Raw genomic sequence first — 15,548 nt, 5'->3', positions numbered from 1 at the left:
CGCAGAAGGGGGGCAGGAGCTTATGAAGTTTGTATTATTCAGCCTAATGGCTAGTCTGCCTAATGCGATTACCGGAGAAGCCTGGAGTTCGCAGCAAAAATTCCAAAATGTAATAAAGCAGGCTGTGCTCGCAGAGGAGCTTGGTTTTGATGCGTATGGTGTGGGGGAGCGGCATGGTGCGCCTTTTTTGTCGTCTTCACCTCCACTCGTTCTGACCGCTATAGCAGCGAGAACTGAACGGATTCGTCTGCTGACGATGGTAACGGTGCTTAGTATTCTTGACCCGGTACGCGTAGCTGAGGATTACGCGACACTGGATCATTTATCGGGTGGAAGATTAGAACTGATTATCGGAAAAGGCAATGATCCACGCCATTATCCGTTGTTTGGAATTACGGAGGAAGAGCAGTGGGAGTCGCTAGCAGAACGCTATCGTTTGCTCAAACGGCTATGGAGCGAGGAAGAGGTTACGTGGGAGGGCAGCTATCGGTCCCCGCTGTATCAGGTCACGACACAGCCACGCCCGTATCAAAAGCAAATTCCGATATGGCATGGAAGTGCCTCCAGTACATTATCGACGGAGCTGGCTGCACAATATGGAGAGCCGTTATTTTCCTCAAATTCTTTCCATCCTCAGGCCAAGTATAAAACGCTAATTGATCATTACCGTGAACGGCTCGCTTATTACGGTCATGATCCTGCTCGGGCCGTAATTGGTGCCGGAGCCGGGAGTTTGTATCTGGCGGATACAGACGAGGAAGCGATCAGACGCTATCGCCCGTATTATGATGCTTACCACTCGACGGCGGCGGCTCAGCATAATCAATCCCCGTTTACAAGTTTGGAGGACAATATCCGCAACGGTCCAGTTCTGATTGGTTCTGCGGACAGCGTTCTTGAAAAAATACGAAACTATTATACTGCATTCGGCCATCAGGTACTTAGCATAAGCGTGGATGGGCTTGAAGAGCAGGAGCAACTTGAACAGTTGCATCGGTTTGCCGAGGATATCATCCCTGTGCTGCGGCGAGAGATTCCCAGCACTATTTGGCAGCAGGTGCCGAACCTACACAAAGAAAATGGATCACTGGCTGCTATTCCTAAAGGTGCTCCCTCCATTTCTCCTATTTTTCAGTTGTGATTGATGAATAACGTTACCCTCTCTCATGAAAGCAACCGAAGTAGCGGTGTTTTCGGGTCGATAGCGACTGAGAGAGGGGCTTTTTAGTTTTAGACAAATTGACAGAGATACATAAAAAGAGTAACGTAATTGTATATTTATTTAAATTCATAAAATTAATCGGATTAATTAAAATTTAAAGATGTGGAATCTAATGATATAAAGGAGGAATTTTTTTGAGCGACCCACAATCTAGTGCGACCAAGCGCTGTATAACAGCCGAGGATTTATATCGACTTCACTGGGTTAGCGATCCAGCTATTCATCCTTTCAGCAGTGAAATTGCTTACGTAGAGCAGCATATTAATAAAGAGCGGACAGATTATAACTCAGGAATTTGGCTATTATCGCCTGAAGGCGCTAACGCAGTACCCTTTACATATGGACCCAAAGATGAAACGCCTGTCTGGTCACCAGATGGAACACAACTAGCTTTTCTCCGTACGACAGACGGCAAGCGCCAGGTATGGATTATTCCGAAACGCGGGGGGGAGGCACGACAGCTTACACACGTAGAGAACAACAACATTCGTTCATTAGCCTGGTCTCCTGATGGGACCTGCATATCGTTTGTAGCTAAAACGGCCGAGAACCCGTCAAGCCCTACATCCGATGGAGGAACTCAGGAGGCACAACTTAAGGGACGAGTCGTTAATCGAACGAAAGCTAAATCCGACGGATATGGACTGTGGGATGATACTCGTGATCACTTGTATGTAACTGATGTGACTTCGGGGTACACAGTTCAACTGACTTCCGGCGCTTATGATGTGGCGGAGCCTGTGTGGTCACCGGATGGTCAACGTATTTTATTCGTCGCCAGAATAGCAGAGCATTCGAAAGAGGATACGGATTTACGTAAGCAGAATGATTTGTTTACGATAGCTCTTGGGACTTCAAATGGTGATGCAGCAGCACCGCTTAAGCTGACCCATTCTGAACTGCACATCGAGAGTGCTGCTTATTCTCCCGACGGTTCAACGATTGCCTTTTACGGTCATGATCGACATGCCAAAGACGCTACACAGACCCGACTGTACACGGTTCCTTCCAGTGGGGGGACGGCAGTATGCGTTAGTGAGACGCTTGACGCTCACCTCGGTAACGCGGGTATGAGCGACATGCGTTCACATCTTCATGTAGGACCACCACGCTTTAGTGCGGACGGTCAATCCCTGTATACGCTGGTAACCCTTGAAGGCAATGTACACGTATATCAATTTGCGCTTGATGGAACTTTTAAAATTTTAACCCAAGGAGAACGGGAAATTTACCAATTCGAGCTTACTTCGGATGAGCAGCATATCATTGCCGCTTCCACCGATGTAGCTTTACCGGGTGATTTGTTCCGGATTGCGATTCATTCAGGAACTGAGGAACAGCTGACACGAGTGAATGATTCTCTGCTTGATGAGATTGAGATCAGTGTGCCTGAGATCTTCTGGACTGAGGTTGAGGATGGACGACGGGTGCAGGGATGGGTGATGAAGCCTGCTGGGTTTAAGGAGGGGGTATCTTATCCTGCTATTTTGGAGATTCACGGTGGTCCTCATGCCATGTATTCCAATTCTTTTTTTCATGAATTTCAGTTGCTGGCCGCTCAGGGATATACAGTCATCTACACGAATCCGGGAGGAAGCCGAGGGTATGGACAGTCTTTTACCAATGTCGTCCTTGGAGATTACGGCGGGCGCGATTACACCGATCTGCTGAGCGCAGTGGACGAGGCTATACGTCAATTTCCATTCATTCATCCAGAAAGGTTGGGTGTGACAGGAGGAAGCTATGGTGGCTTTATGACAAACTGGATTGTCGGCCATACCGATCGTTTCCGTGCAGCTGTGACCCAGCGATCCATATCTAATTGGCTGTCCATGTATGGAGTGAGTGACATAGGATACTCGTTTACTGAAGATGAAGTCGGCGGGAATCCGTGGGACGATTGCGAGCTCTTGTGGAGGCAATCTCCGCTGGCTTATGTGCAGCAAATCAACACACCGCTGCTCATATTGCACGGGGAGCAGGATCTGCGATGCCCTATAGAGCAGGGAGAACAGCTGTTTACAGCATTGCGTCGCTTGGGGAAACCTACGCAATTTGTCCGTTTTCCAGCTTCAAGTCACGAGCTTTCACGAAAAGGGCACCCGCAGCTTCGCGTGGAACGACTGCAACGTATTACCAATTGGTTTGTCCAACACGAATTATAAGTAAATCGATTTCTTGTATTAATGTAAAAATGTCAGGTCCTAATCATAGGACTTGGCATTTTTAGTATGCCTTGCTACAATTCTCTCAACCTCATTCAAAAGGAGATATATAATGGCCGAGCCCTTAAAAAATATGTACACGGAGAATTTTCTTCAACTATTCGGTGAAAAAGTACAGTCTGCGTACATGCCGTTCGATACCAACGGATTCATCCATCAAGTGATGGATGAAAAATGGGATGAGCTGGAGCTAAAAGAACGAATACGGCGTATTTCGTTTACATTAGGGGTATTTTTGCCCAGCAATTATGAAGAAGCTCTGGATATTCTTTTTGCTATAGACGAGCATTGCAGTGGTTTTCCGTACTTGTTTTTCCCCGATTTTGTGGAGGTGTATGGGCAGGGAGAAGAGCATTGGGACCTGTCCATGAAGGCACTGGAGCGCTTCACATCTAAATCCTCTGCGGAGTTTGCCGTGAGACCCTTCCTCCTGCGTGAACCGGAACGGATGATGCAGCAGATGACGACCTGGGCGGGACACCATAGTGAACACGTTCGCCGTCTTGCCAGCGAAGGCTGCCGTCCACGGCTACCCTGGGGACAGGCATTGCCTGTGTTTAAGCGCGATCCTGCTCCAGTATTGACCATATTGGAATTACTGAAGACGGATCCTTCGCTATATGTACGTAAAAGTGTAGCCAACAACCTGAACGATATTGCCAAGGATCATCCTGATGTGGTCATTGCTACGGCTCAACGGTGGAAAGGGACACATCCTGACACCGACTGGATTGTGCGTCATGGCTGTCGGACCTTGATTCGCAAATCCATCCCCGAAGTGATGGCAATGTTTGGCTATGCGGATGAAACAGACGGGGCGCCGTTAGTCACTGAAGCCTCTTTCAGCACAGACCCTGCCTTGCTAAGGCTCGGTGATAACTGTGAGTTGAGCTACGCGCTTCAGCTTCGAGAAGGTGGCCCAGTACGAGTCCGTATCGAGTACGGCATCGATTTTGTGAAGGCGAGAGGACAAGTCTCACGTAAACTGTTTTTGCTATCTGACAAAACGGTCCCCGGAGGAACCCGTCTTACAGGTACACGGACACACCGTTTTGCAGACCTGACAACTCGTCGCCATTATGCGGGAGCGCACCGGATTGCGCTGCTCGTAAACGGGCAGGAAGCAGCTTTTACAATGGTAGAACTCCAGTTGTAGATCACGATAGCGGTGAAGAAAAAGAGCCTGAAATCAGGCTCTTTATTTTTATCGTTCGCTTTACCAAATTTATTTTTTTCCAAAAAAATGATCCTGGTATTAGAACCTGGTACTAAGACGTGTTATACTACAGTAAGAAAGTGGATCTCATCTTATGTATAAAGGGGAAGGTATAATTTGATAAATCAACAACAATGGCTTGCGCCTGAATATTACAATATGACTTCGGAAATGGAACACCATGATGCTGGTAAAACTGCACTCAAGTGGCTGAGTGAGACAGGAGAATACGAAGAAATCACCTACGGAGAGCTGTTGAAAAAGGCTAACCGGCTGGCTGGAGGACTCGCAAATCTGGGATTTAATAAAGGTGACAGGGTTCTGGTCGTAGTACCACGGCGTATTATTGCGTATGTAATTTATCTGGCCTGCTTGAAGCTGGGGCTTGCTGTCATTCCATCTTCAGAAATGCTACGTGCCAAGGATATTGCATATCGTCTTCGCCATTCGGAAGCGCGCGCAGTCATTGCCTGGACGGGAGTAACAAGCGAAGTGGACAAAATAAATGATGATTTGCCTGCTCTGGATTATCGTATCGTGGTCTCCGGGGACGACACGGCAGATGTATCTGGCTGGCTCGTGCTGAATGAGCTAATGGATGGACAGGAAGATACTTTTGAAGCTGTGAAGACGCACCGTGACGATATGGCCATTCTGGCCTATACTTCGGGCACCACGGGAAATCCTAAAGGTGTTGTACATAGCCATGGCTGGGGATATGCCCATCTGCGGATAACATCACCATGGTTGGATATTCGAGCTTCAGACGTAGTATGGGCTACAGCTGCACCAGGATGGCAAAAGTGGATTTGGAGTCCGTTTTTATCTGTACTGGGGAATGGAGCGACCGGATTCGTATATAATGGTCCGTTTCGTCCGGGTCGCTATTTGCAGTTCATGCAGCAGTACGGAATCCAAGTGTTGTGCTGTACGCCGACAGAATACCGGATTATGGCGAAAACGGATGGTTTGGATCAATATGATCTATCCCAATTGCGCAGCGCAGTTTCTGCGGGAGAGCCTCTCAATCAGGAGGTCATTAATAAGTTTCAGGAGCAGTTCAACATTACGATTCGTGACGGCTACGGTCAAACAGAGAGCACATTAATTATTGGTAATTTAAAGGAAGCGCCTCTGCGCACAGGCTCGATGGGCAAATCTATTGCACCGGGACTCGTTGAGGTCGTAGACGAGGATGGCATTCCGCTGGCTCCGGGGCAAGTGGGCGATATTGCGGTACGCGCTGATCTGCCGGCATTATTCCATACGTATTACCATGATCCAGAACGCAAATTAGCTAGTGTCCACGGAGATTATTTTGTTACGGGAGACCGGGCTCGCAAAGATGAGGATGGATATTTCTGGTTCGAAGGACGTGGGGATGATATCATTATCAGTTCTGGCTATACCATTGGTCCTTTTGAAGTAGAGGAAGCGCTTATGAAGCATGACTCCGTGCAGGAATGTGCTGCCGTAGCCAGCCCTGACGAAATCCGTGGACATGTTGTAAAGGCTTTTGTCGTACTCAAAGCTGGGGTAGAAGGATCACCGGCGTTAGTGAAGGAACTGCAACATCATGTGAAAACATGGACGGCGCCTTATAAATATCCACGAAAAATAGAGTTTATTCAAGAGCTTCCTAAAACTAGCTCGGGCAAAATACGAAGAGTGGAGCTGCGTGAACTGGAGAAGCAATCCGTACTGTAGTGATGAAATCATTCAATATAATCAAAACGGAACAGGAGCGTGGAAAAATGAGTACATTTGAATCATTGTTGGAGCAATACGCAGAACTGGTCGTAAGAGTAGGGGTTAACATTCAGCCCGGACAGGCGTTTTTGGTAACTGCACCACTGGAAACTGTTGAGTTTACACGCCTGATTGTCAGCAAAGCCTATGAAGCAGGCGCTAAATATGTACAGGTAGAGTTCGAGGATGATTCCATTACACGTAGTCGTTTTGAACATGGTGACGAAGCCAGCTTTGATTACTACCCTGCTTGGAAGGCAGAAATGATGGAGAAATTTGCCGAAGAGGGTGGAGCCACACTAACGATTAAAGTGCCGAACCCGGATTTATATCAAGGCATTGATCCACAAAAGGTATCTCGTGCGACTAAGGCGGCAGCTACGGCGAGAGAAGGTTTTTCCAAATATACCCGAAATCATAAAATTAGCTGGTGTTTGATTAAAGCGCCGACGAAGGCTTGGGCCGATAAAGTATTTGCAGATGTAGCAGAAGAGGATCGTATACGTGTCATGTGGGATACAATCTTCCAAATGAATCGTGTAGATGGCTCTGATCCTATTCAGAATTGGCAGAAACATTTGAAAAACCTTGAACAGGTACAAGACAAGCTGAATCATAAAAAGTATAAAAGCCTCCATTATCGTGCACCAGGAACGGATTTGAGAATTGAACTGGCTGACGGACATATTTGGCGCAGCGGTGGTGGTGAGAACGAGCACGGAGATTATTTTGTCGCGAATATGCCGACAGAAGAAGTGTTCACGATGCCTAAGCGTACAGGTGTCAATGGTCATGTCACAAGTACAATGCCACTCAACTTAAATGGACAACTGGTGGATCGCATAACGTTTACCTTTAAGGACGGTAAAGTCACTGAATATACAGCAGAATCCGGCGAGCAGCATCTGACTCATTTGCTCGCTACGGATGAAGGGGCCAGCTATTTGGGAGAAGTTGCACTGGTGCCGCACGATTCACCGATTTCCAATCTCAATCGCATTTTTTACAATACAGGTATCGACGAAAATGCCTCCTGCCACTTGGCTCTAGGCAGTGCGTATCCATTTAATATGGAAAATGGGACACAAATGAACCGGGAGGAGCTGCTCCAGAACGGTGCCAATGTCAGCCTGACTCATGTGGACTTCATGATCGGCTCGGCTGAGCTGGATATTGACGGCGAATTGCAAGACGGAAGCAAAGAAGCCGTGTTCCGCAAAGGGAATTGGGCTATTTAGGCCTTTTTTCAATCTCCATTCAATCGACCCGCAAACGATCTCATTCGTTATGCGGGTTTTTCTATTCCCTAAATCTCAAATTGCTCCTTGTTTTGTGATATATAAAGTGCTAAACTGAGTTCAAACAATAATTTAAACAATGTTTTAATTATTGTTTGAAAAGTCATTTACATAAAATCGTCCCATTTCATTCATCCGTTATGATTGGACGAAACAGGAGGAGGAAGAACATGAATCACCCAGACAAAAAACAACAAACCAAAGAAAAAATCTTAGACGCTACGCTGGAATTTATTCAAAAGGAAGGTTTTGAGGCGGTTACAATTAGAAAAATTGCCGAGCTGTCTGCTACTAATATTTCTTTAGTTAATTATTATTTTGGCTCTAAGGAAAATCTGCTCAGTGAAGCTATTGAAGTGATATTAAATGGCTTTCAGCATACCTTTTCTATTTTGGACAATACAACGATGCCCCCCCAAGATAGACTGAAACAATTTTTACTTAACTATCTGCAGGTCATTCGTCAATATCCAGAGCTTCTTTCGCGAATTATTGCCATGGGCAGCACGCCCTTTACATCTCAACAGGAATACGGAAGGTTTTTAAACATAATGGGATTTCCAAAGGTTCAGAGCACGATCAAGGAGCTGACAGGTGAGCAACAGCCGGAGCGCTTGTTAGCGATGATGCTGCAAATATTTGGAGCTATTTTTCTGCCTGCACTGATGAGTCCAATTCTTGAATCAGGGGCAGTTGTGGAAATACCTTCAATAGAGGAACAATTAAATCTGCTGTTCGAAAGATATTTTGATCAAAAATAAATCATAGGAGTGACTAATATGAATTTTTTGAGAAAATATTGGCAAGATGCAGGGGCTATAATCGGTGTGGTTGTATGTATTGTTTTACTTATGAATCCAGCTATCCTTTCGGATATAACAGGCATGTTATGGTTGAGTTTTGTGGCTATATTGTTTCATCAATTTGAGGAGTACCGCTGGCCTGGATATTTTGCTGGTTTATTTAACAATGTTATGTTTAAAAGTGACACACCGGATCATTACCCTTTAAACACTCAATCAGCGATGATTATCAATGTGGCAATTGCCTATGTGTTTTATCTGCTTCCCGTATGGTTTCCGCAAGTAATCTGGCTTGGACTCGCACCAGTTTTTATGGGATTCTTTCAGGTCGTTTGGCACGGCATCGTTGTCAATATTAAAGCAAAAACCTTATATAATCCTGGCTTGTTTACGGCACTTCTCCTGCATGTTCCAGTCGGAATCTGGTATATTCATGAAATAGTACAGCGAGACATCCCAACGGCAATAGACTGGATTGCGGGTACGATCTACTTTGTTTTTGCTGTATACATCTTCATCATTAAAGGGAATATATGGTTGAAGAAGAGTGACTCTCCTTACTCCTTTTCTAAACAACAGCTGGGAGCTTATGGTCGTAAATAGGGTATGTTAGAAAATCATCAATGTCCTTGTTTACAAGTTGGAAACAAGTAGAGGTATTCCGGAAATGAGGTTCGGTTACACTTGGTTTGTACCCAAGAACAAGGAAAGAGTGATCTTATAATGAAGCATACACATCAATCTTATGATCGTAAAAAGTTGGCTTACAAGCTAATCACCACTAGTGCTTTATTGGCTATAGGTTTTGCTGTGATGACAGGATGCAGCAATAGCGGGGAGGAAAAATCAACTGCTCCTACTAAAGCAGAAACAGTCACACCCCCTGCTAGTTCTACAGATCAAAACACGGATCTCAATACTAATGGGCAAGGCTCAACCTCGACGCAGCAGGAACCTGCTAGTAATCCAGCTTCACCTCACAGTAAACACAGCTCCGCAGCTGCTATACTCAGCGCAGCCAAGCAGGGGACCTTACCGAATTTGCCTAAAGGTCTTGGCTTGGGAACTAGTAGCGATTTGTTATTTGAGCTGTGGGGGAAATCCGAGTCAGGTTCTAGAGGTCCTATGAGAAGCTATGCTAAGTATCATACAGACATCATGCTGGATGGAAGCGATAAAGTTACAGAAATTACATCTTTCGATCCAGACTATAAGAAGTTGCTTATCAAACAAGTTGTTGACGAATTGGGCGAACCTACGGAAACCGTTGACACCTCTAGAGACATACCTGATACAGCAGAAGCTAATTATACGATCAATAACACATCAGGACTTAGTTATTATTTAGTGTTTTCCTATCAAACCAAAACGCAAAAGATCAATTATATCCGATTATATTTCAACTCTAAAACACCATAATTGGATGTATTTAACAGAGTCGTTTCCGTCAGAATTGCGGAGGCGACTTTTTTCAACTTTATTGCATTTTTAGGGTATGTCGTTTATACTGATTTGTAATTGATTAATCACTAATCAGAAAACTGGGATAAACAAAAGGATGAAAAAAACATGGCTAAAGCTACGTCAACCTCTATAAATCGCCAAAAGGAAATCATATCTGCTGCCATTGAAGTGTTTGCAGAGATGGGCTACTACCGGGCTACAACAGCCAAAGTTGCAGAACGGGCCAATATTTCTCAGCCCTATGTCTTTCGTTTTTTCGCTACCAAGGAAGCGTTGCTTGTTGAAGCCCTGAAGGTTTCATTTGCACGTATCATAGACTCTTTTCACAGCGTCATTCATTCGGCCTCATCTGAACAGCTCGAGCAAGAGCTAATTGCAGCCTATTCGCAAATGATGATGGAATACCGCAATGAAACACTTTTGCAAATGCAGGCGCAGACGATCCGCGAGGATGAGGTAGTAAGCGTGATGCAGCAAGGATTCCGTGAAATTCATACGACGGTTTATGATGCTTTCCGACGGGCTGGTATTGAACAAGCAATGGAAAGAACGATGCTTTTTCTTGCCAGAGGTATGCTGTGCAATATTTCGATGTCGCTGGATCTGCCAGAACTGATGAAAAAAGACGATTAATTTGGGTTTATGCATTAGAGTCGCGTTTTTGCGCGGCTTTTTTGCTTTTAATTTTATTTTGTTCAAGACAATGCTTCTGAGAAAAAACGGCCAAATAAGTTGACAAGAGAAGCGAGTCTCGTTATTCTAATACCCATAGGGGTATATGTATAAATAAATTTAACTAAGCTAAGCCCCCTCAAAAAACAGACGGAGGTACTACAATGTCATCAACTAACAATATCCAAGCAGATCATATTCTTGATTGCAAAGGGCTAGCTTGTCCGATGCCTATAGTAAGAACAAAAAAGGCTATGAATGAGCTCGTTCCCGGAAAGATTATGGAGGTTCAGGCGACTGACAAAGGTTCATTAGCCGATTTTCAGAGCTGGGCCAAAAACACCGGACATCAATATTTGGGCACTCTCCAAGAAGGAGATGTAATGCGACATTATTTACGCAAAGCAAATCCGGCTGAAGTGAAGAAGGAGCAAATATTTTCTTCTACGATAAGCCATGAAGAGCTACAAGCAAAATGTTCTGGAAAAGAGAACTTCATTTTGCTCGATGTTCGTGAACCCGCTGAATTTGCGCTTAAACATATCCCTGGATCTAAGCACATCCCTCTTGGCGAACTGGAGAACAGACTCTCTGAACTGAACTTGGAAGAAGAGATAGCGGTGATTTGTCAAGCTGGAGCACGCAGTGAAAGGGCTTGTCAGTTATTAGTTTCCAAAGGCGCTAATAAAGTCAAATCTGTACTTTCAGGCATATCCGAATGGGCTGGAGAGACTAAGGGAAGCGAATCCATATGAATACGACAGCAGGAATTTATACAAATAATCAAGAATATGCTCAGCCCAAAACAACGATTGTATTATTCAGCGGGGAGCTAGATAAGGCGATTGCTGCATTCATTATTGCGAATGGAGCGGCAGCATATGATCATGAAGTAACTATTTTCTTTACTTTTTGGGGACTAAATACGTTACGCAAGGATGAAGTCGTGAGCACCAATAAGGGAATGCTCGAAAAAGCCTTTGGCTGGATCATGCCTCGTGGACCCAAAAAGCTTGCACTATCCAAAATGAATTTTGCCGGACTTGGTCCACAGATGATCAAGCATGTCATGAAAAAGCACAATGCGCTTTCCTTGCCGCAGCTTATAGAGTTGGCACGAGAGCAGGGGATCAAGCTCGTCGCCTGTACCATGACCATGGATTTGTTAGGGCTGCAGCAAGAAGAGCTAATCGACGGTTTGGAATATGCTGGTGTAGCCGCCTACTTGGGGGATGCTTCGCAGGGCAAGGTGAATCTATTTATTTAGGGTATCCTATTTATTTTTTTGGTTTATAATATACCTATACGTGTATATGGTAAGTCAAAAAAGGAGTGCATTACTTATGGATTACAATTACAGTGATGAACTGAAAACGCGCCTGAGGAGGATTGAGGGACAGGTGCGTGGGGTACTTCGTTTAATGGATGAAGGAAAATCGTGCAAAGACGTCGTTAGCCAGTTATCTGCCGTACGTAACGCATCAGATAAAGCGATTGCCCAAATTGTAGCAGAGAATCTGCAACGATGTATATTGGAAGAGCAAGAGGCTGGAGGAGACACGGATAAGCTGGTTAAAGAAGCGATTCAGCTTCTTGTGAAGAGTAGATAATCCTGACTCCAGAGTCCAAGCTAGCGGGCAATGATGTCACTATGCACAAAATTACGGGAGCTGGAATATTGCCTTTAACCAGCCACATATATTGGACGTGGTTAAGAGTTTTTTGATAAACATCTGAAAGATTAAGATTATATAATAGCCGTAATTAGTAAGTTCGCTGCCTCTAGTTGGTAGCGGGCTTTTTTAATCGGACAATTTTAGGAATACCCCTCTGTTTATGCTGAGGTAGACAGGTGTAAATAACACATAAGGAAAACAACTTCTTCCGGGAGGCATACTTATGGAGGTATTTGTTACGATTGGTGTCAAATTGACCATCAGCTTTTTTGGCTTGTGGATCATTACTTTTATTACAGGTCGGAAAACACTCAGTCAGTTAACACCACTCGATTTCCTAACATCATTGGTGTTAAGCGAAATTGTGGGAAATACGTTATATGACGATAAGGTAACCATTGGGCAGCTATTGTTTGCTTTGGCACTATGGTGCGCGCTGGCCTACTTTTTTGAAAAGGCGACGACCCGTTTTGTGAAATTTGGCTATATGGCAGAAGGTCGAACAGTGCTGCTCGTGGATAAGGGCCAGGTCAATCAAGAGATGCTTGAAAAATATGATATAGAATTCACACAGTTGCTCTCCATGCTGCGCCAGCAAAATATTTTTTCTCTACGTGAGGTCTGGTATGCCACGTTAGAGACGAACGGTTCATTGTCAGTCATGCGCAAACCCGAATACGAGCCACCCGCCGCTCAGGATATGGGAATAGATGCACAGCCTGATCTTTTTTCTGTTACAGTCATTGATAAAGGAAAATTCCTGAACGAATCTATGCGTGGGAAGTCAATCGATATTGAAGAGATTAAAGCAAAAGTGCGAGAGCAGGGATATGATAGTATCGATGAGATTGCCTATGCAGAGTTTAGCGAGGATGGAACACTTCACATCGTGCCGATGAAATAGAAAAAGCACAATAAAAGAGGCTGAATTACGAATCGGGCTGTTTTTTTAGCTCGGTAATGAAGCAGCAGTAATTCTTTCAAGCTTCAAAGAAGCTGTGGAGGCCATCTCTGTAATCAAGCCCTCCATTAAATCGGAAAGCAAGTTTTGGTCAATCAGTCCTTCAATATAACAAACGGCAAATTGGCCGGCATGGGTAGGACTTTCGGGAAAATCACGAATAATAAAGTCAGAACTTTGCCCAAGTTTTAATTTGAGCAAAGATAGAGTATGTGCTAATGATGGATTTATAGGTTCTGAAGAGGCTTGCTGTTTGGATTTTTCGATATCCTGTGTGTACCTTTTTCCAGGTTTCAGAACATTTCTAATCCAACGTGTTAACATATGTGAACCCCCTCTTTTTTTGATGAAGCATATCTTTGCCCTGCAACCCAAAAATATACGCTATTTTTATGAATTGGATACTTAGTGAAAGACATTTGGAAGCCTCATAATTCTCTGAATTTCGCAAATCAACCACCACAGGGTCTAGAGGAGTTTGCATTATAGAATATTTGAGTTCCGGATTGAGGAGACTACCACATATGGGTTTGAAATTTTTCAGAAAGTGGTGATCAGGTTTGAGTTTCTCGGATGATCAGCTTATCTGTCTCCGATTTGAGGGCGAACTAGGGTATTTTGCTAAGGCTGCTGCTCCTCCTATTTATGAGACTGCTCCATTTTTCTTTGATACTTACGAAGATTATGCTGAAGCAGCTAATAATGAAAAGGAGCATTATGTCTATTCGAGGGGAACCAATCCTACCGTTCAGATTGCAGAGCAAATGATTGCTGCGCTGGAAGGTGGGGCGGACTGCAAGTGCTTTGCTTCTGGAATGGCTGCTATCAGCGCCGCGCTAATGTGTAGCTTGTCCACAGGGGACCATCTGATTTTGGTCGGACACATATATGAAACCTCCGTCAGCCTAGCCCAATATTTAAAGAGGTTCCATATAGACTGTACAATCGTACATTCGACTTCTACAGAAGCAGTCGCTGGTGCCATCAAACCGCAGACCCGTGCTATTCTTATGGAGTCTCCTACCTCATTCACATTTGATATGGTAAATATTCAGGAGGTAACTTCGCTTTCCAAAGCGAAGGGAATACGCACAATCATAGATAATTCATGGGCTACCCCCCTTTTCCAAAAACCATTGGAATGGGGCGTAGATATCGTTGTTCACTCCGCATCCAAGTACTTGGGTGGTCATAATGATTTAATTGCAGGGGCAGTGATCGCTTCTAAAGAGATAATAAACCGTATGTATGCTGAAGAGTATGAGTTGATTGGCGGCTCGTTGGGCCCTTTTGAAGCCTGGCTACTCATTCGGGGGCTAAGAACACTCCCGCTCCGGATGGAAGCCCATCAGAGAAACGCTTTGTTGGTTGCTCGTTTTCTATCAGATCATCCGGCCATTTCCAAAGTGAATCATCCCGGACTCCCTTCTCATCCACAACATGAGCTCGCATGTAGACAGCTCAAAGGCTATGCCGGATTATTCAGTTTTGAACTAAAGGATTCGACTTATGAGGATATATGTAGAGTGATCAATAAACTGCGACTGATCCGGATCGGTGTATCTTGGGGGTCCATGGAGAGTCAGGTGATCTCACCAAACTACGGCTTCAATAAGCAGAGTCTAAAAAAACAACACATGCCTGAATCGCTTATCCGCTTGGCTGTAGGGCATGAGCCTGCTGAACTTTTGATACAGGATTTAGCTACAGCTTTAAGCTAAACGAACATTTCAGGATTTTTATCATAAAAGCTAAAGCAGCAGCTCATCCAATACATAAAGAGCTTCTGCTTTTCTGATTTATGACGTTTATACCTGATCAACTTTGCACTTCAAGTAGGAGATAAGAGAGTTTCGGTTATTACAGGTAAATCATCGTGTGTTGGAGTATTTTAATAAAAACTACACCGTGTAGAAATACAAATTAGTAAACTGGTAAATATTACAACTTGCCTGATAGGTATACACGTGATAAATTATATATCCAGCCAGTTAAACGGCTGTTGATTTGATCTTTGAAAACTGAACAACGAGTGAGTAGGGATTTTGCTTGCAAAATCCAACGCTGAAATTTTGGTACATGCCGTCAGGCTGTATGAAATGGAAGCGAAAATGAGATGTTTTATCTCGTCAGTTTCAACATGAGCTTATCGCTCTTTCTATAAACCAACTTCGGTTGGTCTTTAAATGGAGAGTTTGATCCTGGCTCAGGACGAACGCTGGCGGCGTGCCTAATACATGCAAGTCGAGCGGGGTTGTTTAG

General features: G+C 44.4%; 15 protein-coding genes and 1 rRNA gene. 15 read left to right on the top strand and 1 reads right to left on the bottom strand.

Translation table 11 applies throughout. From position 1 onward, the window contains the following. Window positions 1–22 precede the first annotated feature (22 nt). From NLX73_RS22660 to NLX73_RS22600, 13 genes are all read left to right on the top strand, one after another. Window positions 23–1,141 (top strand): LLM class flavin-dependent oxidoreductase, encoded by a 1,119-nt coding sequence (locus NLX73_RS22660; protein ID WP_254327408.1) that lies wholly within the window; start codon window positions 23–25, stop codon window positions 1,139–1,141. 215 nt (window positions 1,142–1,356) lie between these two features. Beyond that, the gene (locus tag NLX73_RS22655; RefSeq protein ID WP_254327407.1) at window positions 1,357–3,387 is read left to right on the top strand and encodes a S9 family peptidase; all 2,031 of its coding nucleotides are present in this window, start codon (window positions 1,357–1,359) and stop codon (window positions 3,385–3,387) included. A 112-nt stretch (window positions 3,388–3,499) separates the two neighbouring features. Then, window positions 3,500–4,603, top strand: a complete 1,104-nt coding sequence (locus NLX73_RS22650) for a DNA alkylation repair protein (protein ID WP_254327406.1) — start codon at window positions 3,500–3,502, stop codon at window positions 4,601–4,603. 177 nt (window positions 4,604–4,780) lie between these two features. Beyond that, a complete protein-coding gene (locus NLX73_RS22645; RefSeq protein WP_254327405.1) occupies window positions 4,781–6,370 on the top strand; it encodes an acetate--CoA ligase in 1,590 nt (529 codons plus the stop codon). 47 nt (window positions 6,371–6,417) lie between these two features. Further along, window positions 6,418–7,650, top strand: coding sequence for an aminopeptidase (locus NLX73_RS22640; RefSeq protein WP_254327404.1), 1,233 nt, complete (start codon window positions 6,418–6,420; stop codon window positions 7,648–7,650). A 230-nt stretch (window positions 7,651–7,880) separates the two neighbouring features. Continuing rightward, window positions 7,881–8,471, top strand: coding sequence for a TetR/AcrR family transcriptional regulator (locus NLX73_RS22635; RefSeq protein WP_061831668.1), 591 nt, complete (start codon window positions 7,881–7,883; stop codon window positions 8,469–8,471). An 18-nt stretch (window positions 8,472–8,489) separates the two neighbouring features. Continuing rightward, complete coding sequence (locus tag NLX73_RS22630; protein ID WP_061831669.1) at window positions 8,490–9,116, top strand: HXXEE domain-containing protein; 627 nt, start codon at window positions 8,490–8,492, stop codon at window positions 9,114–9,116. Between the two features lie 120 nt (window positions 9,117–9,236). Further along, window positions 9,237–9,932 (top strand): DUF4309 domain-containing protein, encoded by a 696-nt coding sequence (locus NLX73_RS22625; RefSeq protein ID WP_254327403.1) that lies wholly within the window; start codon window positions 9,237–9,239, stop codon window positions 9,930–9,932. A 150-nt stretch (window positions 9,933–10,082) separates the two neighbouring features. Continuing rightward, window positions 10,083–10,610, top strand: a complete 528-nt coding sequence (locus NLX73_RS22620; RefSeq protein WP_254327402.1) for a TetR/AcrR family transcriptional regulator — start codon at window positions 10,083–10,085, stop codon at window positions 10,608–10,610. A 203-nt stretch (window positions 10,611–10,813) separates the two neighbouring features. Then, on the top strand, window positions 10,814–11,404 hold the full coding sequence (locus NLX73_RS22615; RefSeq protein WP_069291901.1) for a sulfurtransferase TusA family protein: 591 nt from the start codon (window positions 10,814–10,816) through the stop codon (window positions 11,402–11,404). Then, entirely contained in the window at window positions 11,401–11,916 is a 516-nt protein-coding gene (locus NLX73_RS22610; protein ID WP_069291902.1) for a DsrE/DsrF/DrsH-like family protein, read from the top strand. Before NLX73_RS22615 ends, NLX73_RS22610 begins: the two co-directional genes overlap by 4 nt. Window positions 11,917–11,992: 76 nt before the next feature. Beyond that, on the top strand, window positions 11,993–12,259 hold the full coding sequence (locus tag NLX73_RS22605; RefSeq protein WP_013310304.1) for a metal-sensitive transcriptional regulator: 267 nt from the start codon (window positions 11,993–11,995) through the stop codon (window positions 12,257–12,259). Between the two features lie 289 nt (window positions 12,260–12,548). After that, entirely contained in the window at window positions 12,549–13,229 is a 681-nt protein-coding gene (locus tag NLX73_RS22600; protein WP_061831675.1) for a YetF domain-containing protein, read from the top strand. Window positions 13,230–13,274: 45 nt separating this feature from the next. On the opposite strand, the gene NLX73_RS22595 is transcribed toward NLX73_RS22600, so the two are convergent. Continuing rightward, window positions 13,275–13,610 carry a hypothetical protein gene (locus tag NLX73_RS22595; RefSeq protein ID WP_254327401.1) on the bottom strand — a complete coding sequence of 112 codons (336 nt, stop codon included), beginning with the start codon at window positions 13,608–13,610 and terminating at the stop codon, window positions 13,275–13,277. Between the two features lie 236 nt (window positions 13,611–13,846). On the opposite strand from NLX73_RS22595, the gene NLX73_RS22590 reads away from it, so the two are divergent. Then, on the top strand, window positions 13,847–15,007 hold the full coding sequence (locus tag NLX73_RS22590; RefSeq protein WP_254327400.1) for a trans-sulfuration enzyme family protein: 1,161 nt from the start codon (window positions 13,847–13,849) through the stop codon (window positions 15,005–15,007). 462 nt (window positions 15,008–15,469) lie between these two features. Then, window positions 15,470–15,548, top strand: a 16S ribosomal RNA gene (locus tag NLX73_RS22585); the annotation flags it as partial.

Origin of the sequence: Paenibacillus sp. CH40 (genome assembly GCF_024213605.1) — a bacterium.
Taxonomy (GTDB): domain Bacteria; phylum Bacillota; class Bacilli; order Paenibacillales; family Paenibacillaceae; genus Paenibacillus; species Paenibacillus polymyxa_B.
This window is presented reverse-complemented; position numbering and strand designations above follow the sequence as displayed.

Coding starts and splice junctions, on each gene's coding strand:
- NLX73_RS22635 (WP_061831668.1), top strand. CDS start 7,881: ATGAATCACCCAGACAAAAAACAACAAACCAAAGAAAAAATCTTAGAC.
- NLX73_RS22660 (WP_254327408.1), top strand. CDS start 23: ATGAAGTTTGTATTATTCAGCCTAATGGCTAGTCTGCCTAATGCGATT.
- NLX73_RS22620 (WP_254327402.1), top strand. CDS start 10,083: ATGGCTAAAGCTACGTCAACCTCTATAAATCGCCAAAAGGAAATCATA.
- NLX73_RS22595 (WP_254327401.1), bottom strand. CDS start 13,610: ATGTTAACACGTTGGATTAGAAATGTTCTGAAACCTGGAAAAAGGTAC.
- NLX73_RS22630 (WP_061831669.1), top strand. CDS start 8,490: ATGAATTTTTTGAGAAAATATTGGCAAGATGCAGGGGCTATAATCGGT.
- NLX73_RS22600 (WP_061831675.1), top strand. CDS start 12,549: ATGGAGGTATTTGTTACGATTGGTGTCAAATTGACCATCAGCTTTTTT.
- NLX73_RS22640 (WP_254327404.1), top strand. CDS start 6,418: ATGAGTACATTTGAATCATTGTTGGAGCAATACGCAGAACTGGTCGTA.
- NLX73_RS22610 (WP_069291902.1), top strand. CDS start 11,401: ATGAATACGACAGCAGGAATTTATACAAATAATCAAGAATATGCTCAG.
- NLX73_RS22605 (WP_013310304.1), top strand. CDS start 11,993: ATGGATTACAATTACAGTGATGAACTGAAAACGCGCCTGAGGAGGATT.
- NLX73_RS22650 (WP_254327406.1), top strand. CDS start 3,500: ATGGCCGAGCCCTTAAAAAATATGTACACGGAGAATTTTCTTCAACTA.
- NLX73_RS22625 (WP_254327403.1), top strand. CDS start 9,237: ATGAAGCATACACATCAATCTTATGATCGTAAAAAGTTGGCTTACAAG.
- NLX73_RS22615 (WP_069291901.1), top strand. CDS start 10,814: ATGTCATCAACTAACAATATCCAAGCAGATCATATTCTTGATTGCAAA.